This is a genomic window from Pseudomonas sp. CNPSo 3701 (assembly GCF_028674975.1).
GTDB classification, from domain to species: Bacteria; Pseudomonadota; Gammaproteobacteria; order Pseudomonadales; family Pseudomonadaceae; genus Aquipseudomonas; species Aquipseudomonas straminea.
Genome location: NZ_JAQZSI010000008.1, coordinates 20,784 through 43,565, shown reverse-complemented (window position 1 = coordinate 43,565; position 22,782 = coordinate 20,784). Strand labels below are relative to the sequence as shown.

The window sequence follows — 22,782 nt, the reverse complement described above, 5'->3', positions numbered from 1 at the left end:
CTGATCAGAGCCGCCCTTCTTCAGGATTTCGGTGAGTTACAGCAGATCGTACTGCTTGAGCTTCTTGCGCAGGGTGCCGCGGTTCAGGCCCAGCAGCTCCGAGGCCTTGGTCTGGTTGCCCTTCACGTAGTTCATGACGGTCTCCAGCAGAGGGGCTTCCACTTCGGTGAGCACCAGGTTGTAGACGTCGGTGACGTCTGCGCCCTCAAGGTGAGCGAAGTAGTTGTGCAGGGCTTTCTCGACGCTGCCGCGCAGGGTCTGGCCTTCTTCGCTCGGTGTGTTGAGGTGCTGTTTCAAACTGGTGTTGTCGCTCACGGGTGCAATCCCACTTCCTAAAGTCTCGGTCAACAGTGTCATGCGGCAGCCTCTTTTTCGTCGTTATAGCGCTCACCGAAAAACTGGCGAACGCTTGCACATTGCGCCTCCTGGCTGTCGAGACGGTTGAACTGGGCACGGAATTCGCGGGCGCCGGGCAGCGTCGCGAGGTACCAGCCCACATGCTTGCGAGCGATGCGCACGCCCATCACATCGCCATAGAAGGCGTGCAGGGCGGCCAGGTGCTCGAGCAGAATGCGTTCGATCTCGGCCAGCGCAGGGGCCGGGCAATGGGCTCCGGTGCGCAGGTAATGCTCAATTTCTCTGAAAATCCACGGGCGGCCCTGGGCTGCCCGGCCGATCAGCAGGCCATCGGCACCGGTGGTGGCCAGCACATGGGCGGCCTTTTCCGGTGAATCGATGTCGCCATTGGCCAGTACCGGAATCGATACGGCCTGCTTGATCGCGGCGATGGTGTCGTACTCGGCTTCGCCGGTGTACAGGTCGGCGCGAGTGCGGCCATGCACGGCCAGGGCGACGATGCCGCACTGCTCGGCGATGCGCGCGACCTCGACGCCGTTCTTGTTCTGACGGTCCCAGCCGGTGCGAATCTTCAAGGTCACCGGGACGTCGACGGCGGCGACCACCGCTTCGAGGATCGCCTGTACCAGCGGCTGATCCTTGAGCAGGGCGGAGCCGGCCGCCTTGTTGCACACCTTTTTGGCCGGACAGCCCATGTTGATGTCGATGATCTGGGCGCCCAGCTGCACGTTGGCGCGGGCTGCCTCGGCGAGCATCTGCGGATCGCCACCGGCGATCTGCACGGAACGTGGTTCCGGATCGCCGCTGTGGATCATGCGCAGGCTCGACTTGCGCGTATTCCACAGGCGTACATCGCTGGTAACCATTTCCGAGACCACCATGCCGGCGCCGAGGCGCCGGCACAGCTGCCGGAATGGCTGATCGGTGACGCCGGCCATGGGGGCCAGGATCAGTCGATTGGGCAATGTATAGGGGCCGATGCTTAGCGCCGACATAGGGCTTCCCTGCTCAAGAGACGTGCTGTTGAGACCGTAGGAGGGTGCGAAAGGGGGGTGATCATACCCGCTCTCAATGACCGGATAAAGGTGGTTTTGAACAAAATCTGAACAGCTGGGGTGCGGTGCCCGGTCGCGCTGGCGGGCGGCCGCGATGCAGACGGCCTGCGTTGTGCGGCCGTCTATCGGTTGCCCGGTATCACTCCGGCGAGTGGAAGTTGAGGCTGTAGTTCACCGCGCGTGGGCCCGGATCGAGAATGTCCAGGGCGATATGAATCGGCGTCTGCGGCGGCATTTCCGCCTGGCCGGCCAGTTCACCGGCCAGGTATTCGCTGGGCTTGAAGCGGCGGCTGGCGATCAGCTGGCCATTCATATCGGCGAAGCGCATCTCCAGCAGCGGAAATGGCTGGGAGAACGACGCACGGTTGTAGAGGATCGCATCCACGACCAGGGCGCCGCTAAACTCTGGATGGCTGCGCACCACCAGGTTGCTGCTCTTGATCTGCTCGATATCGACCTTGGAGGGCAGGGTGCAGCCGATGGTCGGGCAGATCTGCTCGAACCAGGGGCGGTACTGATCCTGGCGGGCAAGCTCGGCGTAGTGATAGATCACGTATTGCCCGGCCAGCGCGGCGGCCGCCAGCAGATTGAGCAGGCTCCAGGCGATCCAGCGGCCCCAGGGCTTACGCGGCGGGCGCCAATCGAGCTGCAGCGGTTCCTCTTCCAGCTCGAACAAAGCTTCGCCGCGCAGGTTCGGCTCGCTGCGCGGCCGTGCTTTCGCGCCCTTGGGCGCAGGTGCTGGTGCCTCGGGCCCATCGTGGTCGTGGTCGAGGTCGTGGAGTGGTGTCGGCTCTGGCTCGTCGTCGCGTTCGGCGCTGAGGCTGAAGGTCGGCCCCAGCTCTGGCTCCGGCTCCTCGCGGGTCGGTGCAGCGGGCTTTGGCGTGGCGAGCACATCGCGCAGGCGCGGCGTCCTGGGGATCGGCGGCACGCTTTCCGGTGTCTTGGCGGGCGGCGGCTGGCCGAAATCGATGCTCGGCACTTTAGGCTCGTCGATAGGCTCGAGCTCCAGCTTGCTCACGGGCGGGTCGTCGCGCAGCAGCGCTTCGGCCCAGCGCTCGTCTTCGCCGGGCTCGTCATCGTCCTGATCGTCGAAGCGCGGCGTCTGCCGGGTCGGCAGGTCGAGCTCGAGGAACTGGCGCGACAGTTGCTGTTCCTGGGCTTCGAGCTTGGCCAGCTCTTCGTCGAGATCCAGGCTATCGAGATCCAGGTCGTCGTGGATCCACAGGGTGCCGTCGTCGGCCTTGCCGCGCGGCTTGGCAGCGGGCGGTGGTACGGCTGCCATGCTCGGTGCAGGTGCAGGTGCAGGTGCAGGTGCAGGTGCAGGTGCAGGTGCAGGTGCAGGTGCAGGTGCAGGGGGCTTGGGCGTTGCGGCTGGCGCGGGTGCAGCTGGCGCTGCGGCGCGCATGTCCGGAATGTGATGACCCTGCTCGCGCAACTGGCGGGCGGCGTTGAACACCTGCAGGCAGGCACCACAGCGTACCGAGCCCTGGGCAACGGCAAGCTGAGCCAGGTTCACGCGGAAACTGGTGCTGCAGTTGGGGCATTGGGTCACGAAGCTTTCGGTCATGCTGAATCCGACGGCCGCAGGGCGGCAAAAACGGGGCGATAGTCTAACCCAACAGATTGCAAAAGCAGCATTAAGTGCCGTGCCCCGTCAGCGCGGGCACGGCACGGGTGCCTGCTTAACGGCGAACGCCGCTGATGCGCACCCAGCCGTCCTGGACAGCGGTCGGGTCGAGGTCGAAATCGACTGCGTAGGCGGCGCGCACCTCGTCGGCCTGTTCGGCGAGAATGCCCGACATCGCCAGGCGGCCGCCTGGCTTGACCAGGCTGGTGATCTGCGGCGCCAGGCTGACCAGCGGGCCGGCAAGGATGTTGGCGACCACCACGTCCGCCGGCTCCTGGGGCAGGTCGGCTGGCAGGTAGACCGGAAAGCGCTCGTCGGCGATGCCGTTGCGCTGCGCATTGTCGCGTGAGGCTTCCAGGGCTTGCGGGTCGATATCCGTGCCCACCGCCCGCGGCGCGCCGAGCAGCAGGGCGGCGATGGCCAGGATGCCCGAGCCGCAACCGAAGTCCAGCACGCTGCAGCCTTCCAGTGGTTGGGCGTCGAGCCATTGCAGGCACAGCGAGGTGGTCGGGTGGGTGCCAGTGCCGAACGCCAGGCCCGGATCGAGCAGAAGGTTCACCGCGTTCGGCTGCGGCGCCTCGTGCCAGCTGGGCACGATCCACAGACGCTGGCCGAAGCGCATCGGCGCGAAGCCGTCCATCCAGCTGCGTTCCCAGTCCTGGTCTTCGATATGCTCGATCTGGTGCTCGGGAAGCGCGCCGTCGGTGAGCAGCTGCAGGTGCGCGACCAGCGCGTCGGCGTCGGTATCGGCCTCGAACAGAGCGAGCAGATGGGTGTGGCTCCACAGCGGCGTGGTGCCCAAGTCGGGCTCGAAGATCGGTTGGTCTTCGGCATCCATGAAGGTGACGGACACCGCGCCGACTTCCAGCAGGGCATCTTCATAAGTGGGCGCCTGCTCGGGGGTGATGGCGAGGCGCAGTTGTAGCCAGGGCATGGGAAGCTCCGGTGGGGCAGCCGCAAGCGTAGGGCTGGCGGCAGCAAATGATAGTCGCGGGCGGGCTCAGGTGCTGACGTCCGGGTTGTCCCAGTCGTCCTGGCCGTCGTTGTCGATAAGCCAGTTTAAGGCCGCGTGGCGCTCCATGACTACGCTGGGGTTGAGGCCGGCGGGCATCGGCGCCTGCTTCAGGCGGGCGTCCACGCAGGCCCAGTGGTAGCGGTAGATCAGGTCGGCTTCGTCGAGGATGCTGGCGATGTCGCGCAGTTTCGTCTGCGCCATGAAGGCAGCGAAGTCCTGGTGTTGCGCCACGGCCTGGATGGCGAAGTCGCAGTCGATGGCGTGGTCGGGGAAGTCCAGCTCCTCCACCACGCCCAGCGCCCACAGCAGCACCCAGTAGGCTTCGTACTTCCAGACCATGTTGACGACATCCTGCTCGCCACCCCCGTTGCTGAGGATGCGCACTTCATTGGGCGTCAGCCCGTTGATGCCGTACTGCTCCAGCAAGTCCTGGCACCAGCGAGCGGTGTCCGGGGTGTACTGGCCGGCCTGGCGGTCGCAGGCTGCCTGGATGGCGATCAGGCAGGCGATGGCGCGGCGGGCAATTTCCTCGGCGCTGCGCACGCGCACTTCGCTGGCGCTCTCGATGCAGGGCAGGTGCTCGATATAGGGGATGCCGGCCGCCTTGAGGCGGGCGATGGAGGCCTGTTTGCGCGCCTCGGGCGTTTGGCTGGCCTGGGATGATCCGTTCATTTCGCCTCCTTTAAAGGGCTTTAAATGCAAAAGGGGAGCGGCCTTGGCCGCTCCCCTTTTGTGGTGCCGGACGCGCTTAGTGCTTGTCCATGCCCAGTTTCTTTTCCAGGTAGTGGATGTTGATCCCACCCTGACAGAAACCCTTGTCGCGAACCAGGTCGCGGTGCAGCGGCACGTTGGTCTTGATACCGTCGACGACGATCTCGTCCAGGGCGTTGCGCATGCGGGCCATGGCCTCGTCGCGGGTCACGCCGTAGGTGATCAGCTTGCCGATCAGCGAGTCGTAGTTCGGCGGCACCGAGTAGCCGCTGTAGAGGTGCGAGTCGACGCGCACACCGAAACCGCCCGGCGCGTGGAAGTGCTTCACCTTGCCGGGGCAAGGCATGAAGTTGTCCGGGTCTTCGGCGTTGATGCGGCACTCCAGGGCGTGGCCTAGGAGCTTGATGTCTTCCTGCTTGTACGACAGCTTGTTGCCCGCGGCGATGCTGAGCATCTCCTTGACGATGTCGATGCCGGTGACCATTTCGGTAACCGGGTGCTCGACCTGGACGCGGGTGTTCATCTCGATGAAGTAGAAACGACCGTCTTCATAGAGGAACTCGAAGGTACCGGCACCGCGGTAGCCGATCTCGATGCAGGCATCGACGCAGCGCTTGAGCACTTCGGCGCGGGCCTTCTCGTCGATCAGCGGGGCCGGGGCTTCTTCCAGCACCTTCTGGTGACGGCGCTGCAGCGAGCAGTCGCGATCGTACAGGTGGATGGCGTTGCCCTGGCCGTCGGACAGTACCTGTACTTCCACGTGGCGCGGGTTGCCGAGGAATTTCTCCAGGTAGACCATCGGGTTGCCGAACGCGGCACCGGCTTCGGTGCGGGTCAGCTTGGCCGACTTGATCAGGTCCTCTTCCTTCCACACCACGCGCATGCCGCGACCACCACCGCCACCGGCGGCCTTGATGATCACCGGGTAGCCGACTTCACGGGCGATGCGCAGGGCTTCTGCCTCATCTTCCGGCAGCGGGCCGTCGGAGCCTGGAACCACCGGTACACCGGCCTTGATCATGGCGTCCTTGGCGGACACCTTGTCACCCATCAGGCGGATGGTGTCGGCTTTCGGGCCGATGAAGGCGAACCCGGAGTTTTCCACCTGCTCGGCGAAGTCGGCGTTTTCCGCGAGGAAGCCGTAGCCGGGGTGGATGGCGGTAGCACCGGTGACTTCCGCGGCGCTGATGATGGCCGGGATGTTCAGGTACGACAGGTTGCCCGGCGCCGGGCCGATGCACACGGACTCGTCAGCCAGGGCCAGGTGCATCAGCTCGCGGTCGGCAGTGGAGTGCACGGCGACGGTCTTGATGCCCAGCTCCTTGCAGGCACGCAGGATGCGCAGGGCGATCTCGCCGCGGTTGGCGATCAGAACTTTTTCCAGCTTCTGCATTACGGGTTCCCCGTGCATCAGACGATGGTGAACAGCGGTTGATCGTATTCCACCGGCTGGCCGTTCTCGCCCAGGATGGATTCGATCGTGCCGCTGGTTTCGGCCTCGATGTGGTTCATCATCTTCATCGCTTCGACGATGCAGAGGATGTCGCCTTTCTTCACGGTCGAACCGACTTCAACGAAGTTGGCCGAAGTTGGCGAAGCGGCGCGGTAGAAGGTACCGACCATTGGCGAGCGCACCACGGTGCCGTTCAGCTTGGCAGCGGCCGGAGCAGCTTCAGCGGCAGCGGCTACCGGAGCGGCGGCAGCGACCGGAGCAGGCGCCGGTGCGTAGGTCGGTTGGGCGTAAGCCGGTTGCTTGCCATGACGGCTGATGCGCACGGACTCTTCGCCCTCTTTGATTTCCAGCTCGTCGATGCCGGACTCTTCCAGCAGCTCGATCAGTTTTTTGACTTTGCGAATATCCATAGGTGTTCAACTCCCAGTCTGGTCAGGGTCGTTCAAGTTTGCGAATGAACCGCCGCTGCGTGGCGTCGGTTTCAGGTGTTTTTGCTCGCCAGGTTTTCCAGGGCCGCGTCGAGGGCCAGCCGATAACCGCTGGCGCCGAGACCGCAGATCACACCTACCGCCACGTCGGAGAAGTAGGAGTGGTGCCGGAAAGGCTCACGCTTGTGCACGTTGGACAGGTGCACTTCGATGAATGGGATGCTCACCGCCAGCAATGCGTCACGTAATGCGACGCTGGTGTGGGTGAAGGCCGCCGGGTTGATGATGATGAAGTCGACGCCTTCACCGTGGGCGGCGTGGATGCGCTCGATCAGTTCGTACTCGGCGTTGCTCTGCAGGTGCAGCAGATGATGGCCGGCTTCGCGGGCACGCTGTTCCAGGTCGAGGTTGATCTGTTCGAGCGTGGTGGCGCCATAGGTGCCGGGCTCTCGGGTGCCGAGCAGGTTCAAATTGGGGCCGTGCAAAACCAGCAGCGTCGACATGATCCGGGCTTCCTTCTTTTTAGCTGCGCGGACTCTGCCAGAAGTGCCGTAGGGCTGTCCAGTTTTTGGGAGTAGTCAGCACGATCCATGCAGGGTTGGCTGAATATGTGACCGAGTTGCCTAGAATCGTTCTCGCGCGCCGTTCAGACGCTCGGCAAAGCCTGCCGCATCGATTTCGCCGATGACTCGCAAGTCATGCATTTCCTGCCCGTCGGCGGCGAACAACTGGATCGCCGGTGGGCCGAACAGCCCGTAGCGATCCAGCAGCGCGCGCTGGGCAGCGGTGCTGTCGGTCATGTCGAACCGCAGCAGGTGATAGTCAGCCAGTTGCGGGCCGATCTGCGGTGAATTGAATACTTCGCGCTCGATCTTCTTGCAGCTGATGCACCAGTCGGCGTACCAGTCGAGCAGCAGCGGCTGGCCGTCGTTCTTGGCCTGGGCCAGCGCGGCGTCCAGTTCGGCGGGTGTGCTGACCGTCTGCCAGCTACCGGCTGTTTCCGACGAGGTGCTGGCGATACCGCCGGCGAGGGGCTGCAACGGATCGTCGTTGCCCTTGAGAGCGCCGGTCCAGGCCGCCAGTGCGTAGACCAGCAGCGCCAGGCCGAGCAGTTGGGCGAGCTTGCCGCGAGCATCTTTAGCGTTGAATTCCAGGGCGCCGAGAAACAGCGCAACGCCTGCAGCCAGCAGGCCCCAAAGCGCCAGGGAAATCTGCCCCGGCAATACGCGCTCCAGCAGCCAGACCGAAACGCCCAGCAGCATCACGCCAAAGGCGTTGCGCACGGCGACCATCCAGGTGCCGGACTTAGGCAGCAGGGCACCGCCGCCGGCGGCGAAGATCACCAACGGCGTACCCATGCCCAGGCCCAGGGCGAACAGCTGCAGGGCGCCGCCGGCGGCGTCGCCGGTGCTGCTGATATAGAGAAGCAGCGCGGTGAAGGGCGCGGTAATGCACGGCGAGACGATCAGGCTGGACAGCACGCCCAGGGTCGCGGCGCCGGCGATGGTGCCGCCCTGGGTCTGCGCGGCCTTGCGATCCAGACGTTCACGAATGAATGCCGGCAGGCGCAGTTCGAAGACGCCGAACATAGCCACCGCGAACAGCGCGAAGAACAGCGCGAAGGGCACCAGAATCCAAGGCGACTGCAGCATGGCCTGCAGGTTGAGCTTGGCGCCGAACAGCCCCATCAGCGCGCCGAGCGCCGCGTAGCAGGCGGCCATCGGCAGCACGTAGGCCAGCGACAGCACCAGGCCGCGGCCCTTGCTCGGCCGGCCGCGCAGCACCACACCGGAGAGGATCGGCAGCATGGGCAGCACGCAGGGCGTGAAGGTCAGGGTCAGACCGGCGGCGAACATCAGTGCCAGGTCGGTCCAGCTCCAGGTGGTTTTGCCGGTAGCGGGAGCGCTGGTGCTGTCGGCCTGGGCTGCAACGCCGCCATTGATGGCCAGCGTCTCGGTTTCCGGCGGATAGCACAGACCCTTGTCGGCGCAGCCCTGGTAGGTGACGGCGAGGTTGAGCGGCTTGTCGTCCGGGTTGTTCAGCGGGATGTCGATATCCAGCACTTCGTAGAACACCTGCACGTCGCCGAAGTACTGATCGTTCTTGTGCAGGCCTTCCGGCACCTCGACGGGCTTGCCTGCCAGCTCAGCCGGTTCGACCTTGAACTTGAACTGGTGGCGATACAGGTAATAGCCCTCGGCCGCAACGAAGCGCACCTTCGCCGATGTCGGCGAGCTCTCGACCAGGCTGAGCTTGAAGGCCTCGCGTACCGGCAGGAAGTCGTCGCTGTTGTTCAGCGCCTGGCCCAGCGGGGCGGCATTCGGGCGGCTGTCGAACACCCCGGCGCTGGCAGGCAGGACGACGAGCAACAGCAGCAGGCAGATAAGACGTGGCATGGGCATCTCGTGGGGCATTGATCGCGCCATGATAACGGAGCCGGCGATCCCTGCCATGGGGCGTGCTGCAACTGACGGTTGCGCCTGGGTCGAGGACGCCTGCCCTTGGCGGGCGTGGTGCGGCATAAGGCCGCGCAGATGGCGGGTTCATGGCGGTAACGGTCATTGGCGCAGTTTCTGTGGGAACGGGTGGGGACGCCTAGTCTATGCCCGCGATTTTTCGCGCGCATGGCGCGTTCCCACAGTGGATCGGCGAACGGCTACTTTGGCCTTTTTCTTCGCTTACACCCGAAACGCCTGCACCGCCTGATCCAGCTGGCCGCTCAGCGCCTGCAACTCGACGCTCTGCGCGCGGCCCTGGCCGATGCGTTGCAGGTTGTCGCCACCCAGTCGATAGATGCGCTCGCTGTGGTCACGAATCTCGCTGACGGCGCTGCCCTGGTAGGCCGTTGCTTCGGCGATGCGCGCAGCCATGCTGGCGATGGTGCCGATGGCGCCGACGATCTCATCCAGCGCACCGTCGGCAGTGCGGGCCTGATCGGCGGTCGCTTCGGCATGTTCGACCTGGCTGCGCATGGCTTGCACCGAGTTGTTGGCGGCTTGCTGCAGGCGGCTGATCACCTCCTGAATCTGCGCGGTGGCCGCGCTGGTGCGTAGCGACAGCGAGCGCACCTCGTCCGCTACCACAGCAAAACCGCGGCCCGCTTCACCGGCCCGCGCCGCCTCGATGGCGGCGTTGAGGGCCAGCAGGTTGGTTTGCTCGGCGATGCTGCGGATTACCGTCAGTACGCTGCCGATCGTGGCGGTTTCCGTGGCCAGATGCTCGATGGCCTGGGCATTGCCCTGTACTTCCTCAACCAGTGCATGCAAGCCAGCAAGGCTATTGCCGATCACCTGCTGGCCCTGGGCGAGGGCGCGGTCGGCGTCGCGGCCGGCGGTGGCGGTCTGGCTGGCATCGCCAGCCACCTGCAGGATGGTCGCCTCCAGCTCGCCCAAGGCATCACGAATCTGTGCGGTATCGCTGGCCTGGCGCTCGGCGCCGTCGTGCAGGCCGCTGCTCAGGTCGGCCAGGGTATGGCTGGACGCCGAGACCTGGGCCGCGTGCTGGTGAATGGTGCCCACCAGTTCGACCAGATAGCGACGCAGGCGATTGAGCGACTCTTCGATGTCACGCAGTTCACGGGTGTTGGTGGCCAGGTGGATCTCGCCCGCAAAGTTGCCGGCGGCCCACGCCGACAGGGCCGGCACCAGGCGCTCGAGCAGACGGCTTAGGCGGCGCTGCAGGGTGTCGATGATCAGCGCGATGAGCAGGATAAGCGCCACCATGATGCCGAGGATTAGCCTCACCTCGCCCTGGATACGCCCGTGCTCGGCGCGGACCTGGGGCTCCAGGGCGGTGAAGGATTGCTGCACGGCATCCAGCCGGGCGCGGGTGGTGGCTGATAGCTGTGCGCGTTGTTCGATCAGCGTCCGGGTGCGCGCCAGTTCGCCGGGATAGCGCCCCAGCAGGCTGTCGAGCTCGCGCTTGAGAGCGACGCCACGGTCTTCGGCTTCGCTCGCCTGACTGTCACTGTCCAGACCCATCAGGGAGGCGAAGGCATCACTGCCCGAAGCCGCCTGTGCGGTGATGCCAAGCAGGGGCAGATCGCTGATCACCTTGGCTTTGCCTTGCAGCGCCTGCACTTCACGCTCCACGTCGGCGGCCAGTTCGGCGCGCCCGCTGCTGACCAGCTTGCTGCGCGCCAGGGCGAGCCGGGCCAGATGTTGCGAGGCCTCGAACAGCGGCGCGCGGTAGGCGCTCGCGCTTTCGCTCTGGCCTTCGTCGGCGTAGCGGGCGAGCCCTGCCAGTGCATCAGCCATCTCCCGTTCGGCCTGGATCAGCAGCCCCTGCGGGTCGCCGGACAGCTTGCCGGCGGCGAGCAGTTGCTCGGCGGCAAATGCCTTCAGCTCGCCCAGGCTTTCGCCCAGATCACCGGCGAGATCACCCGGCAGCTCATCGACCTTTGCCTGCAGTGTGTCGAGGTTCTGAATCGCGGCGCTATGGCGCAACGCATCGCCGTTTTCCAGGTAGCCAAGAATGTTGCCCGCGGCCTCGCGCTGGAATTGTTGCGAGAGCTCCAGGTACTGCTCCATCAGCACATAGGGGCGTTCCAGTGCCCGCTGCGACCACCACAGGGTGCAGGCCAGGGCAATGCCGATGCCGACCAGCAGGAGGGTGTTGAGGTTGGTGAGGGATTTGAGGCGCATGGGGCTGATTTGACGTCCGATCGATGCTGGCACTGCGCCATGCAGTGCGTAGTAATCGGTACGTTATTGCGCTCATGTGACAGCTAGGTGACGTGGCGCGAAACTGACGCCAGCGAACCGATAGGTGGTTGCCGGCGTCGGGCGCCTCTCAGCTGTAGACCTCGACGCGGTTGCGGCCGCCGTTCTTGGCGCGGTACAGCGCCTCATCGGCGCGTTGCGACAGGTGTTTGCTGTCCAGGTTGTCGAACAGCTCGGCGATGCCGCAACTGAAGGTGCAGCTAAGGTCATGCGGGTGGGCGGGGTAGTGGATCTCGGCGAAGCGCGCGCGCACGTCGTCCAGCACCTTGGCGGCGGTCTTGGCGTCGGTGTTGGGCATCACCACGGCGAATTCCTCGCCGCCGTAACGGCCGATGCAGTCGCTCTTGCGCAGGCGCTGCTTGAGAAACAGCGCCAGACTCTTGATCACCCGGTCGCCCATGGGGTGGCCATAGTTGTCGTTGACCTTCTTGAAGTAATCGATATCGATCATCGCGAAGCTCAGCGGCTGCTCGTCGCGCTGGGCACGGAAACGCGCGTCTTCGAGCAGCTGCAGGGTGTGGGTGTGGTTGAACAGACCGGTGAGGCTGTCGCGCACCATGCGCGCCTTGAGGCTGCGCGCGCGGTCGGCGCGGTTGCGTACCGTGGCGATCAGGTGGCGCGGCTTGATCGGTTTGGTGAGGAAATCGTCGCCGCCTTCGCTCATGGCGTCGAGCTGCTTGTCCAGATCGTCCTCGGCGGACAGATAGATGATCGGCACGCTGACATAGCGGTCGTTGTGGCGGATCACCTGGGCCAGCTCGGTGCCGTTGCAGGCTGGCATGTACATGTCGAGGATGATCAGGTCCGGCTGGAACTCGGCAAGCTCGTCCATCGCCTGGATCGGCTCGGTGATGGTGCGGGTGACGATGCCGGCGCTGTTCAGCACCCGCTCGGTGTGGGTGGCCTGGGCGCGGGAATCGTCGACGATCAGCACGCGGTAGGGCTCGTACTGGGCGACGTGGGTGAGCACTTCGATGCGCTCCAGCAGGCTCGAGGCATCCATGGAACCTGTGAAGAATTCCCGCCCACCGGCGCGTACGGCTGCCAGGCGGGTCGGGGTGTCGGTGTCTTCGTGGCTGTAGAACAGCACCGGAATCTTTTCCTGCAGGCCTTCCTGCACGGCCTGGGCCAGTTGCAGGCCGTTGCCCGGCCCGGCGAAGTCGATCTCCATGACCAGGGCCGCCGGGTGGCGTTCGAGCATGGCGGCGCGAAAGGCGTTGGCGGTATCCAGCGGCTTGGCATTCATGCCGAAGAATTCCAGCTGCTGCGCCAGGCGCTCGGCGCGCTCCAGGTGCTGCAGGGCGATGTACACCGGCTTGCGCAGCGGCGGCAGGGTGGTGTGCTCGAAGCGGTCGCCGTGGCGCAGGCCGGTGCGCGACAGGCGCTGCATCAACTGGTTGAGTTCGCTGATCACTTCGCTGTTGAGGCGGCCGCGGTTGGCGTCCACCACGCTCAGACAGGCGACGATGCGCTTGCCCAGCTCGCGGTGCTCGACCTGTTCGAAGCGCTCGGCGTAACGCTGCAGCAGCTGTGCTGCTTCCTGCAGCTCATGCATGCCGGCCTCGTTCCACTCCGCGCGTTGCAGGCGCTGCCAGACTTCCAGAACCTGGCGCGCCTGGTTGATCACCCTTTGGGCGAAGTGCTGTTTGAGCCGGTCGCGGCTGGGATCTTCTTGCTCGGTCATGGCCGGTAGTCCGTAGAGTGTCGCAAGCCTGCCGATGGTGGCCTGGTGCTATCAATTAAAAACTATTTTGCCATTCCTATGGCGCCAGTGTTGTGACTCGCCCCGCACCCTGGGTCATGGCCGATGCAAACCTCTGGCGGTATCCCGTTACGTCGTGAACAGCTTGCCGCGCTGCGCGCTGAGGCAGCCTTCCCTTATAGTGGCAGCGTAGTCTCGCTGCAGGCCATGGGTGCTCCAAGTATTGGCGCAACCCTCCCAGAGGCCTGTGGTCGAAGCCCTGTACGTCGCTGATCAAAGGATAATCGCCATGCTTGATTGGAAGAACCGCACCACCGGCACTGCCTCTGCCGATGACGGTGCCAGCACCGGCTCTCGTCGTCGCCTCGGCGGCGGTATTGGCCGCGTTATCGCCAGCCTGCTGGGCGTCTATCTGCTGGTGACACTGGTCGTCGGCTGGTACTGGAGCCAGGAGCCGGATCTGTTTCCCGTGCAACAGCGTGTACAGGCCGCGGCCGAGAAAGCCAACCGTCAGGTGGTGACCGGCTATACCAGTGTGGAAACCCTCAAGCAGGTCGCCGAGACCCTGCTCGACAAGCCGGGCGGCTATCTGGCCAATGACCTGGCGCCGCCGGGCCTGTGGCTCGACAACATGCCGAGCTGGGAATACGGCGTGGTGGTGCAGGTGCGTGATTTCTCCCGTGCGCTGCGCAAGGACTTCGCCCGTTCGCAGTCGCAATCCACCGAGGATGGCGACCTGGCCCGCGCCGAGCCGAACTTCAACTTCGACAATCGTAGCTGGGCGCTGCCGTCGACCGAGTCCAAGTACCGCGAGGGCATCGACTCGCTGGATCGCTACCTCGCTCGCCTGTCCGAGCCGGGCCAGAGCGGTGCGCGCTTCTATACCCGCGCCGACAACCTGAACAACTGGTTCGGCGACGTCGCCACTCGCCTGGGTTCGCTGTCCCAGCGGCTGTCCGCCAGTGTCGGCCAAGTGCGCCTCAATACTGACGTGAACGAGAACACCGAGCTGGCCCAGGGCCAGGTGCCGGAAGTCACCGAGCGCACCTACGAAACCCCGTGGCTGCAGATCGACAACGTGTTCTACGAAGCCCGCGGCCAGGCATGGGCGCTGTCGCACCTGCTGCGCGCCATCGAAGTCGATTTCGCCGACGTGCTGGCCAAGAAGAACGCCACCGTCAGCGTTCGGCAGATCATCCGCGAGCTGGAGGCCGCCCAGGCCACGCTGTGGAGCCCGATGGTGCTCAATGGCAGCGGCTACGGCATCCTCGCCAACCACTCGCTGGTGATGGCCAACTACATCTCGCGAGCCAATGCCGCAGTGATTGATCTGCGTCAGTTGCTGTCCCAGGGCTGATCCGTGGCAATTGCTGAAACCGAGGTGGCGCACCGCGCCGCCTCGGATGCCGAGCTGATCGCCTGGGTCGATGAGCAGGATCAAGTGCTTGGCGCCTTACCCCGCGCCGAACTGCGTAGCCGCAGCCTGATCGGTCGCGGCACTTTCATCCTTCTATTCAACTCCGCCGGCGAGCTGTGCGTGCATCGCCGTACCCTGAGCAAGGCGGTGTATCCGGGCTACTGGGATATCGCTGCTGGCGGCATGGTGGCGGCCGGTGAAAGCTACGCGCTGTCGGCCGAGCGCGAGCTGGCCGAAGAGTTGGGCATCCGCAATGCCGTGCTGCGTGACCATGGCCGCTTTTTCTTTGATCAGCCGGAGAACCGTATCTGGTGCGGCGTGTTCTCGGCGGTGTCCGACGCGCCGCTGGTGCTGCAGCCCGAAGAGGTTCTGGAGGCGCGCTTCATGAGTCTCGAAGCGGCGCAGCGCGATACCCAACTCAAGCCCTACTGCCCCGACTCGCTCGTGGCGTTGCAACACTATCTCGCCAATCGCTAGTGACACGGGGTCGCCAATCCATCAGGGGTTGGCGCATTTCGCTTCTTAGCATTGCCGGCCTTTGTCGTTACACTGCGCCGCTCCCATCCACCTGAGGAAAAACGCGGTGGCCAAGAAAACCTCTTCATTCGCCGGCCTCGGTGGCCTGGTGTTCTCCACGGACGCAGGCCGGCATTGCCCGGATTGCTCGCAGCCGGTGGACGCCTGCACCTGTTCGCGCACGACGATTCCCGAGGGCGATGGCATTGCTCGGGTGCGCCGCGAGACCAAAGGTCGCGGCGGCAAGACGGTGACTACCATCAGTGGCGTGCCGCTGGCCGAAGAGCCGCTCAAGGAGCTGGCCTCGGCGCTGAAGAAGCGCTGCGGCTGCGGTGGCTCGCTCAAGGATGGCGTTATCGAGATCCAGGGCGACCATGTCGAACTGCTGCTCGCCGAGCTGATCAAGCGCGGTTTCAAAGCCAAGAAATCCGGCGGCTGAACGTCGCCGCCCGTGACTATCTAAACTTACTCACTGCTCGGCCAGTCCACTGCCGAGCAATCGTCATTTCCAGGCTCTATGCTCGCCCGACCGTATCGACAGCATCAGCCTATCTGTAACAGGGGAACCCTCGATGGCCGCACGACGCACACGCAAGGACGATGGAAGCCAATGGACGGTGGCCGACAGCCGCAGTGTCTACGGCATCCGCCACTGGGGCGCCGGCTACTTCTCGATCAATGACGCCGGCCGCGTCGAAGTGCGCCCCAACGGGCCGGGCAGCACGCCCATCGACCTTTATGAGCAGGTCGAGGAGCTGCGCCAGAGCGGCCTGTCGCTGCCGCTGCTGGTGCGTTTCCCGGACATCCTTCAGGACCGCGTGCGCAAGCTGACTGGCGCCTTCGACGCCAGCATCGCGCGCCTGGAATACAACAACCGCTATACCGCCTTGTACCCGATCAAGGTCAACCAGCAGGAAGCGGTGGTGGAGAACATCATCGCCACCGAGAACGTTTCCATCGGCCTGGAAGCCGGCTCCAAGCCCGAGCTGCTGGCCGTCCTGGCGCTGGCGCCGAAGGGCGGCACCATCGTGTGCAACGGCTACAAGGACCGCGAATTCATCCGCCTGGCGCTGATGGGCCAGAAGCTCGGCCACAACGTGTTCATCGTCATCGAGAAGGAGTCGGAAGTCGCTCTGGTGATCGAAGAGGCCGCCGAACTCAAGGTGGCGCCGCAGATCGGTCTGCGCGTACGCCTGTCGTCCCTGGCGTCGAGCAAGTGGGCGGACACCGGCGGCGAGAAGTCCAAGTTCGGCCTGTCCGCCGCCCAGCTGCTGTCGGTGGTCGAGCGTTTCCGCAAGGCCGGCCTGGATCAGGGCATCCGCCTGCTGCACTTCCATATGGGCTCGCAGATCGCCAACATCGCCGACTACCGCAAGGGCTTTCGCGAGGCGATCCGCTATTACGGCGAGCTGCGTGCTCTTGGGCTGCCGGTCGACCACATCGACGTCGGCGGCGGCCTGGGCGTCGACTACGACGGCACCCACTCGCGCAACGCCAGCTCGATCAACTACGACATGGAAGACTACGCCGACGCGGTGGTCGACATGCTCAAGGAATTCTGCGACCGCCAGGAGATTCCGCACCCGCACATCTTCTCCGAGAGCGGCCGGGCGATGACGGCTCACCACGCACTGCTGCTGGTGCAGGTGACCGACGTCGAGCGTCACAACGACGAGGTGCCGGAGATCGACCGCAGCATCGAGCAGCCCGAAGTGCTGCAGGTGCTGATCGACCTGCTCGAGGATAGCGACCCGGAGATGGTCGCCGAAACCTACTGGCGCGCCACTCACTACGTCAGCGAGGCGGCCGGGCAGTATTCGGCCGGCAAGCTCGACCTGCCGCAGAAGGCCCTGGCAGAGCAGTGCTACTTCGCCATCTGCCGCCGCCTGTATAACCAGCTCAAAGCCCGCCAACGTTCCCACCGCCAGGTGCTCGACGAGCTCAACGACAAGCTGGCCGACAAGTACATCTGCAACTTCTCGGTGTTCCAGAGCCTGCCGGACACCTGGGCCATCGGCCAGATCCTGCCGATCCTGCCGCTCAACCGCCTGGACGAGGAACCGCTGCGTCGCGCGGTGCTGCAGGATCTGACCTGCGACTCCGACGGCAAGATCAACCAGTACGTCGATGAGCAGTCCATCGAAACCAGCCTGCCGGTGCACGAACTGCGCGAGGGCGAGGACTACGTGCTGGGCATCTTCCTGGTCGGCGCCTACCAGGAAATTCTCGGCGACATGCACAACCTGTTCGGTGACACCGACTCGGTGAACATCTACCAGAACGCCGACGGCAGCATCTACCACGCTGGTATCGAGACCCACGACACCATAGAGGACATGCTGCGCTACGTGCACCTGTCGCCCGAGGAGCTGATGACCCACTACCGCGACAAGGTAGCCAGCGCGCGCATCAGCGCCCGCGAGCGTACCCAGTTCCTCGACGCGCTGCGTCTGGGGCTGACGCGCTCTTCGTACCTGTCGTACTGAGGACGGCGGGAGCGAGCCCGCCAGGAGAGAGGCCATGAAGCGTTTCGCGACCCTGCTGCTCCTGGCGCTGCCGCTGCTGGCCCACGCCAGCGAGAATCCGCTCGAGGCCGAGCGCTGGAAGACCCGGCCGCTGATCGTGCTGGCGGCCAGCGCCGATGATCCGCTGCTGGCGCGGGTGCAGGCCGCGCTGCGCGAGCCGGCCAACCGCGAGGCGTTCATCGAGCGTGACATGGTGCTCTACACCGTGATCGGCCAGCAGGGGCAGCGCAACGAGCAGCATCTGGAGGGCATCACCACTAAGCGCCTGCTGCTGGCGCTGGACGCCGGCAACGCCCGGCCCCAGGTGATTCTGGTCGGCAAGGATGGCGGCAAGAAGATCCAGCAGGGCGCCGATGCGGACTTGCAGGCGATCTTCCGGACCATCGACCGCATGCCTATGCGGCAAGGCGAATGACTCGCTGAAAGATGGACCAATGACTTTCCATCATCTTGGTTCTATTGAACGGGCCAGGTGCTGAGTAATCTGGCGTCCGTCCAATAGCGAGTACGCCACCATGTCTAACTCCATCACCTTGCGCCTGCCTTATAGCCAACTCTCGCCCGACGCCTACAAAGGGCTGATCGCCACCAAGAAAGCCCTGGCTGCCAGCAGCCTTGGCCTGCCGCTGATCGAATTGGTGTACCTGCGCATTTCGCAGATCAACGGCTGCGCCTTCTGTCTGGAGATGCACGCCAAGGCGCTGCGCGACGGCGGCATGCCCCAAGCGAAGCTCGACAGCCTGGCGGGCTGGCGCATCAGTGCGCACTTCAGCGAGGCCGAGCGCGCCGCCCTGGCCTGGGCCGAATCGCTCACCGATATCGCCCGCACCCAGGCGCCGGATGACGTGTTCGAGCCGCTCAAGGCACATTTCAATGACGCACAGATCAGCGACCTGACCTATGCCATTTCGCTGATGAATGCCTTCAATCGTTTGGCCATCGGCATGCGGCAGTAGAGAAGATAGGTAGCCCTAGTCGAGCGAAGCGACACCCGGGAAAGCCAACCCGGGTATCGCGTCGCTCAACCCAGGCTACGGGATTGGTCGCCGCCTAATTGTGGGAGCGGGCCATGCCCGCGAAAATCTCGGGCATAAGCGAGGAGTCCTACCTGGCCAAAGATCAATTCATGTGCCGGTTGGATCCTTCAGACTGTGGGCGATGTCAGCTACCAGCCCGATCCGCCAACAGGCTACGGTCGAACACGAACACGCCCTCGGCCTGATCGGTCAGCTCCCACAATTGCTGAGGGCGGCCCATTTTCGGGAAGTTCTTCTCGCCGGTGTCGCGGATCCAGCCGGCGTCCTTCATCTTTTCCAGGCGCTTGCGCAGCGAGGTGTTATTGATCGTCGTCCCCAGGCAGGCCTGGGCGGCGTTCAGGGCATCGAGCACGGTAAAGCGTGGCGGCGCCAGGTAAAGCGGCAAGCTGGTGTAGACGGATTTTCCGGCCAGGCGCTCGACGCTCAGGCGTACCAGCTGCCTGTGGTCAAAGGGCAGGGCGAGGCGTCCATCGAGCACCTCGTCGAGTGGCACGAAGCGCAGGCCGTCATCGGCGGTCTCGGTGTCCGGCGCCAGCAGGACCAGGTAATAGGTGCTCATCGACCAGCCGCGCGGGTCACGCTCGGCGCTGCCTTCGGTGCCGACCTGCTCCAGATGCCTTGGCAACACCTGGGCCTTGTCGCGCAGCACACGATGGGCGGCGGCTTCCAGGTTGGCGTCGCGGGTGCTGCCATTGACGATCACTCCCGGCAACGCCCACTGGCCCAGAAACGGCTCGCGCTCGCGGCGGTGCAGCAGCACCTGCAACTGGCGGCTCTCGATATCCATACGCAGGGCGATCAGATCGACACTGGCCAATACTTCAGCAGAACTCACATCGCACTCCTGTAGATCGTCATATCGGCCTGAATCTCCGGCAACTGCCAGGCCTCGGGGATCGCCTGCCCGGCGGCGATCATCGCGCGGATTGCGCTGCTGTGCACGGTCATCTCCTCATCGGCGACCACCAGCCCAAAGCGCTGGCGCAGCTCAGCGGCGCGGTGGAATGTCTTGAGCGGGGTGAGATTGTCTTCGCCTATCACCAGCGCCAGGCGCTCGCCAGGCAGGCCATAGCGTTCGGCCAGGCAGCTGAGCAGGTCAACGCTGTAGATCACCCGGCCATCGGCACCCAACTCGCGCTCCAGGCTGCAGCAGCGTACCCGATCACCGAAGCGTGCGGCCAGGCGCTCGACCCAGGCGCAGCGCAGGTCGAAGTCGGCCATGCGCTTGGCGTCGGCATGTCGATAGCTGGGCACCACCAGCACCTGCTCGCTGGTTTCCAGTGCTCGGCGGATCACACTGGCGTGGCCGGCATGGGGCGGATCGAAGGCGCCGCCGTAAACGGCCAGCGCGAAGCGCTGTGGCGCTGGTTCATCTTGGCCTGCCGCGAAGCACTGCAGGGGCGATGGCTGCATGACGATTCTCCTTGCAGGTGGGTGTTGACATACATAATACACCTGGTGGAATATGTGTCCACCCCGCAGCGATGCGGCTCCATGAGTAGGAGGTGTCAGATGAAGATCGCCACGTTCGATGTCGATGCGCAGAAGGGCTTTACCAGCCTGTGCCCCGATGAGTTGCCGGTGCCCGGCGGCCATGAAATCGCCGCGTCGCTCAACGACATGGCGCGTCGTGGCACCCTGCGCCTGGGCAGCAAGGACGCCCACACGCCCAACGCCCTGTGGGTGGTCGAGGGCCACGACCAGATGCTCAAGCCCCTGAGCCATGCCAACGCCGACCTGACCTGGGTCAGCCACTGCGTGCCGGGTACGCCTGGCTTCGAGCTGCTCGATACGCTGCCTGCGCCAATCGACTATGACTTCTTCGTGTGGAAGGGTGTCGAACCTGATCTGCACCCCTACGGCGCCTGCTTCCACGACCTGGCCGGCAAGCGCAGCACGGGTGTGATCGAATACCTGGAAGTAGCGGGCGTTAAGGCCGTGGTGGTTGGTGGCCTGGCCCTGGATTTCTGCGTGAAGAACACCGCGCTGCAACTGCGTAGCGCCGGCCTCGAGGTGTTGCTGTATCTTCCGGCGTGCCGGGCCATTTCCGAAGCCGGCGCGACGCAAGCCATCGAACAGATGCGCGCGCAGGGCATCATCATCTGCGCCGATAGCGGAGCGCTCGACAGCGAGCTGGCCCGCCTCGAGGAGAGTGACCATGAGTGAGAGCGTATTCGCACCCAGCATCATCCAGAACCTGCTGGACACCGATTTCTACAAGCTGACCATGATGCAGGCGGTGCTGCACAACTACCCCAACGCCGAAGTGGAGTGGGAGTTTCGCTGCCGCAGCAAAGAGGACCTGACGCCCTACCTGGCCGAGATCCGCTACCAGATCGAACAGCTGGTCAACACCACCATTACCGTGGACCAGCTGGCGTACCTGGAGAAGATTCCCTTCATCAAGCCGGACTTCATCCGCTTCCTCAGCCTGTTCCGCTTCAACATGCGCTATGTGCACGTCGGCACCGACGACGCCGGCCAGCTGGCGATTCGCGTACGCGGGCCGTGGCTGCACGTGATCCTCTACGAGATTCCGCTGCTGGCGATCATCTCCGAGGTGCGCAACCGCTATCGCTACCGCGAAGTGGTGATCGAGCAGGTGCGTGAACAGCTTTACCGCAAGCTCGACTGGCTCAAGGGCGAAGCCAGCGCCGATGAACTGGCGGGTTTCCAGATGGCCGACTTCGGCACCCGCCGGCGCTTTTCGTACCGAGTGCAGGAGGAGGTGGTGAACATCCTCAAGCACGACTTCCCAGGCCGCTTCGTCGGCACCAGTAACGTGCACCTGGCCCGCGAGCTGGAGTTGCGCCCGCTGGGCACCATGGCCCACGAATGGTTCATGGCTCACCAGCAGCTCGGTCCGCGGCTGATCGACAGCCAGAAGGCGGCGCTGGAATGCTGGGTCAAGGAATACCGCGGTCTGCTCGGGGTTGCCCTAACCGACACCATCGGCATGGACAGTTTCCTCGGCGACTTCGATCTGTACTTCGCCAAGCTGTTCGACGGCCTGCGCCACGACTCCGGCGACCCACTGGTCTGGGCTGAAAAGGCCATCGCCCACTACGAGAAGCTGGGTATCGATCCGATGAGCAAGACGCTGGTGTTCTCCGACGGTCTGACCTTGCCCAAGGCGCTTGAACTGTACCGCGCGCTGCATGATCGCATTCATGTCAGCTTCGGCATTGGCACCAACCTGACCTGCGATATTCCGGGTGTCGAGCCGATGAACATCGTCATCAAGATGATCGACTGTAATGGCCAGCCGGTGGCGAAGATCTCCGATACGCCGGGCAAGACCCAGTGCCGTGACCCGAATTTCGTGACCTATCTGAAACACGTGTTTCGTACCGATGCCAATCAGGGAGCCTCCTCATGAGCAATCGCCAAGCTGAAATCGCCAAAGCCCTGGGCGTGATCGCGCCCTTCACCTCGGACGCCGACGTGGACGCCGAGATCACCCGCCGTATCGCCTTTATCAAGGGCACCCTGACCGCCTCGCGCACCAAGGTGCTGGTGCTCGGCATCAGTGGCGGCGTGGATTCCTCGGCGGCCGGCCGTCTAGCCCAGCTGACCGTAGAGCAGCTGCGCAGCGAGACTGGCGATCAGGCCTACCGTTTTATCGCCATCCGCCTGCCGCACAGCGTGCAGCACGACGAATCCGACGCCCAGGCGGCGTTGGCCTTTATCGCTGCCGACGAGGTGCAGACCATCGACATCGCCCCGGCCGTTTCCGGCCTGGCCAAGCAGATCGGCGAGCTTGGCGAGCTGACTTCGGCGCGCCGCGATTTCGTGCTCGGCAACACCAAGGCGCGCATGCGCATGCTGGCCCAGTACACCGTGGCCAACGCCCGCAACGGCCTGGTGATCGGCACCGACCACGCCGCCGAAGCGGTGATGGGTTTCTTCACCAAGTTCGGTGACGGCGCCTGCGACCTCGCCCCGCTCAGCGGCCTGGTCAAGGGCCAGGTACGGCGCATCGCCGAACGACTTGGCGCACCCGCTGCGGTGTTCTCCAAGGTGCCGACCGCCGACCTGGAAGACGAGCGCCCAGGTATTCCGGACGAGCAGGTACACGGCGTCAGCTATGACGACATCGACGCCTTCCTGCAGGAAAAGCCGGTCAGCGATACCGCCTACCAGGCCATCGTGCAGACCTACGACAAGACCCAGCACAAGCGCGAGCTGCCGCTGGTGCCTTGATTGGCAGCCAACAAA

At 64.5% G+C, this 22,782-nt stretch carries 22 protein-coding genes; 9 read left to right on the top strand and 13 right to left on the bottom strand.

The window, feature by feature from the left end; genetic code table 11:
• Positions 1–36 precede the first annotated feature (36 nt).
• The 11 genes from fis to PVA39_RS20245 form a co-directional block, all read right to left on the bottom strand.
• Positions 37–357: a DNA-binding transcriptional regulator Fis gene (gene fis, locus PVA39_RS20295; RefSeq protein WP_093507096.1), complete on the bottom strand. Its 321-nt coding sequence runs from the start codon at positions 355–357 to the stop codon at positions 37–39.
• The gene (gene dusB / locus PVA39_RS20290; protein WP_093507094.1) at positions 354–1,352 is read right to left on the bottom strand and encodes a tRNA dihydrouridine synthase DusB; all 999 of its coding nucleotides are present in this window, start codon (positions 1,350–1,352) and stop codon (positions 354–356) included. Before dusB ends, fis begins: the two co-directional genes overlap by 4 nt.
• A gap of 199 nt (positions 1,353–1,551) precedes the next feature.
• On the bottom strand, positions 1,552–2,979 hold the full coding sequence (locus PVA39_RS20285) for a DUF3426 domain-containing protein (protein WP_274125578.1): 1,428 nt from the start codon (positions 2,977–2,979) through the stop codon (positions 1,552–1,554).
• A gap of 115 nt (positions 2,980–3,094) precedes the next feature.
• Positions 3,095–3,973, bottom strand: coding sequence for a 50S ribosomal protein L11 methyltransferase (prmA, locus tag PVA39_RS20280; RefSeq protein WP_274125577.1), 879 nt, complete (start codon positions 3,971–3,973; stop codon positions 3,095–3,097).
• Between the two features lie 66 nt (positions 3,974–4,039).
• The gene (locus PVA39_RS20275; protein ID WP_274125575.1) at positions 4,040–4,726 is read right to left on the bottom strand and encodes a DUF4272 domain-containing protein; all 687 of its coding nucleotides are present in this window, start codon (positions 4,724–4,726) and stop codon (positions 4,040–4,042) included.
• Between the two features lie 76 nt (positions 4,727–4,802).
• Positions 4,803–6,158, bottom strand: a complete 1,356-nt coding sequence (gene accC, locus PVA39_RS20270) for an acetyl-CoA carboxylase biotin carboxylase subunit (RefSeq protein WP_093507086.1) — start codon at positions 6,156–6,158, stop codon at positions 4,803–4,805.
• Between the two features lie 17 nt (positions 6,159–6,175).
• Positions 6,176–6,628 (bottom strand): acetyl-CoA carboxylase biotin carboxyl carrier protein, encoded by a 453-nt coding sequence (accB, locus tag PVA39_RS20265; RefSeq protein ID WP_093507084.1) that lies wholly within the window; start codon positions 6,626–6,628, stop codon positions 6,176–6,178.
• Between the two features lie 71 nt (positions 6,629–6,699).
• Positions 6,700–7,149 carry a type II 3-dehydroquinate dehydratase gene (gene aroQ / locus PVA39_RS20260; RefSeq protein WP_274125572.1) on the bottom strand — a complete coding sequence of 150 codons (450 nt, stop codon included), beginning with the start codon at positions 7,147–7,149 and terminating at the stop codon, positions 6,700–6,702.
• Positions 7,150–7,269: 120 nt separating this feature from the next.
• Positions 7,270–9,042 (bottom strand): protein-disulfide reductase DsbD, encoded by a 1,773-nt coding sequence (locus PVA39_RS20255; protein WP_443200992.1) that lies wholly within the window; start codon positions 9,040–9,042, stop codon positions 7,270–7,272.
• 282 nt (positions 9,043–9,324) lie between these two features.
• A complete protein-coding gene (locus tag PVA39_RS23585; RefSeq protein WP_443200996.1) occupies positions 9,325–10,368 on the bottom strand; it encodes a methyl-accepting chemotaxis protein in 1,044 nt (347 codons plus the stop codon).
• Positions 10,369–11,437: 1,069 nt separating this feature from the next.
• A complete protein-coding gene (locus tag PVA39_RS20245; protein WP_093507078.1) occupies positions 11,438–13,051 on the bottom strand; it encodes a response regulator in 1,614 nt (537 codons plus the stop codon).
• Between the two features lie 307 nt (positions 13,052–13,358).
• Here PVA39_RS20245 and PVA39_RS20240 point away from each other — a divergent pair, with 307 nt between their 5' ends.
• The 6 genes from PVA39_RS20240 to PVA39_RS20215 all read left to right on the top strand — a co-directional run bounded on the left by PVA39_RS20240 (position 13,359) and on the right by PVA39_RS20215 (position 18,483).
• Positions 13,359–14,426 carry a DUF2333 family protein gene (locus PVA39_RS20240; protein WP_274125570.1) on the top strand — a complete coding sequence of 356 codons (1,068 nt, stop codon included), beginning with the start codon at positions 13,359–13,361 and terminating at the stop codon, positions 14,424–14,426.
• Between the two features lie 3 nt (positions 14,427–14,429).
• Complete coding sequence (locus PVA39_RS20235) at positions 14,430–14,963, top strand: NUDIX hydrolase (RefSeq protein ID WP_274125569.1); 534 nt, start codon at positions 14,430–14,432, stop codon at positions 14,961–14,963.
• A gap of 106 nt (positions 14,964–15,069) precedes the next feature.
• Complete coding sequence (locus PVA39_RS20230; protein ID WP_013793082.1) at positions 15,070–15,441, top strand: translation initiation factor Sui1; 372 nt, start codon at positions 15,070–15,072, stop codon at positions 15,439–15,441.
• A 133-nt stretch (positions 15,442–15,574) separates the two neighbouring features.
• Positions 15,575–17,488: an arginine decarboxylase gene (gene speA / locus PVA39_RS20225; RefSeq protein ID WP_274125568.1), complete on the top strand. Its 1,914-nt coding sequence runs from the start codon at positions 15,575–15,577 to the stop codon at positions 17,486–17,488.
• Between the two features lie 34 nt (positions 17,489–17,522).
• Positions 17,523–17,942: a DUF4174 domain-containing protein gene (locus PVA39_RS20220; RefSeq protein ID WP_274125566.1), complete on the top strand. Its 420-nt coding sequence runs from the start codon at positions 17,523–17,525 to the stop codon at positions 17,940–17,942.
• 100 nt (positions 17,943–18,042) lie between these two features.
• Complete coding sequence (locus PVA39_RS20215) at positions 18,043–18,483, top strand: carboxymuconolactone decarboxylase family protein (RefSeq protein WP_274125565.1); 441 nt, start codon at positions 18,043–18,045, stop codon at positions 18,481–18,483.
• A gap of 205 nt (positions 18,484–18,688) precedes the next feature.
• Here the strand turns inward: PVA39_RS20215 and PVA39_RS20210 are convergent, their stop codons facing one another.
• Both PVA39_RS20210 and PVA39_RS20205 read right to left on the bottom strand, forming a co-directional pair.
• Entirely contained in the window at positions 18,689–19,399 is a 711-nt protein-coding gene (locus tag PVA39_RS20210; protein WP_274125564.1) for an NUDIX domain-containing protein, read from the bottom strand.
• Complete coding sequence (locus PVA39_RS20205) at positions 19,396–19,977, bottom strand: adenylyltransferase/cytidyltransferase family protein (RefSeq protein ID WP_274125562.1); 582 nt, start codon at positions 19,975–19,977, stop codon at positions 19,396–19,398. Before PVA39_RS20205 ends, PVA39_RS20210 begins: the two co-directional genes overlap by 4 nt.
• Positions 19,978–20,076: 99 nt before the next feature.
• Between PVA39_RS20205 and PVA39_RS20200 the strand changes: the two genes are divergently transcribed.
• The 3 genes from PVA39_RS20200 to nadE are packed head-to-tail and all read left to right on the top strand — an operon-like array spanning position 20,077 to position 22,767.
• Positions 20,077–20,730 carry an isochorismatase family protein gene (locus PVA39_RS20200; protein ID WP_274125561.1) on the top strand — a complete coding sequence of 218 codons (654 nt, stop codon included), beginning with the start codon at positions 20,077–20,079 and terminating at the stop codon, positions 20,728–20,730.
• Complete coding sequence (gene pncB, locus PVA39_RS20195) at positions 20,723–21,943, top strand: nicotinate phosphoribosyltransferase (RefSeq protein WP_093507059.1); 1,221 nt, start codon at positions 20,723–20,725, stop codon at positions 21,941–21,943. Before PVA39_RS20200 ends, pncB begins: the two co-directional genes overlap by 8 nt.
• Complete coding sequence (gene nadE / locus PVA39_RS20190) at positions 21,940–22,767, top strand: ammonia-dependent NAD(+) synthetase (protein ID WP_093507057.1); 828 nt, start codon at positions 21,940–21,942, stop codon at positions 22,765–22,767. The genes pncB and nadE overlap by 4 nt, the downstream gene beginning before the upstream one ends.
• Positions 22,768–22,782 lie beyond the last annotated feature (15 nt).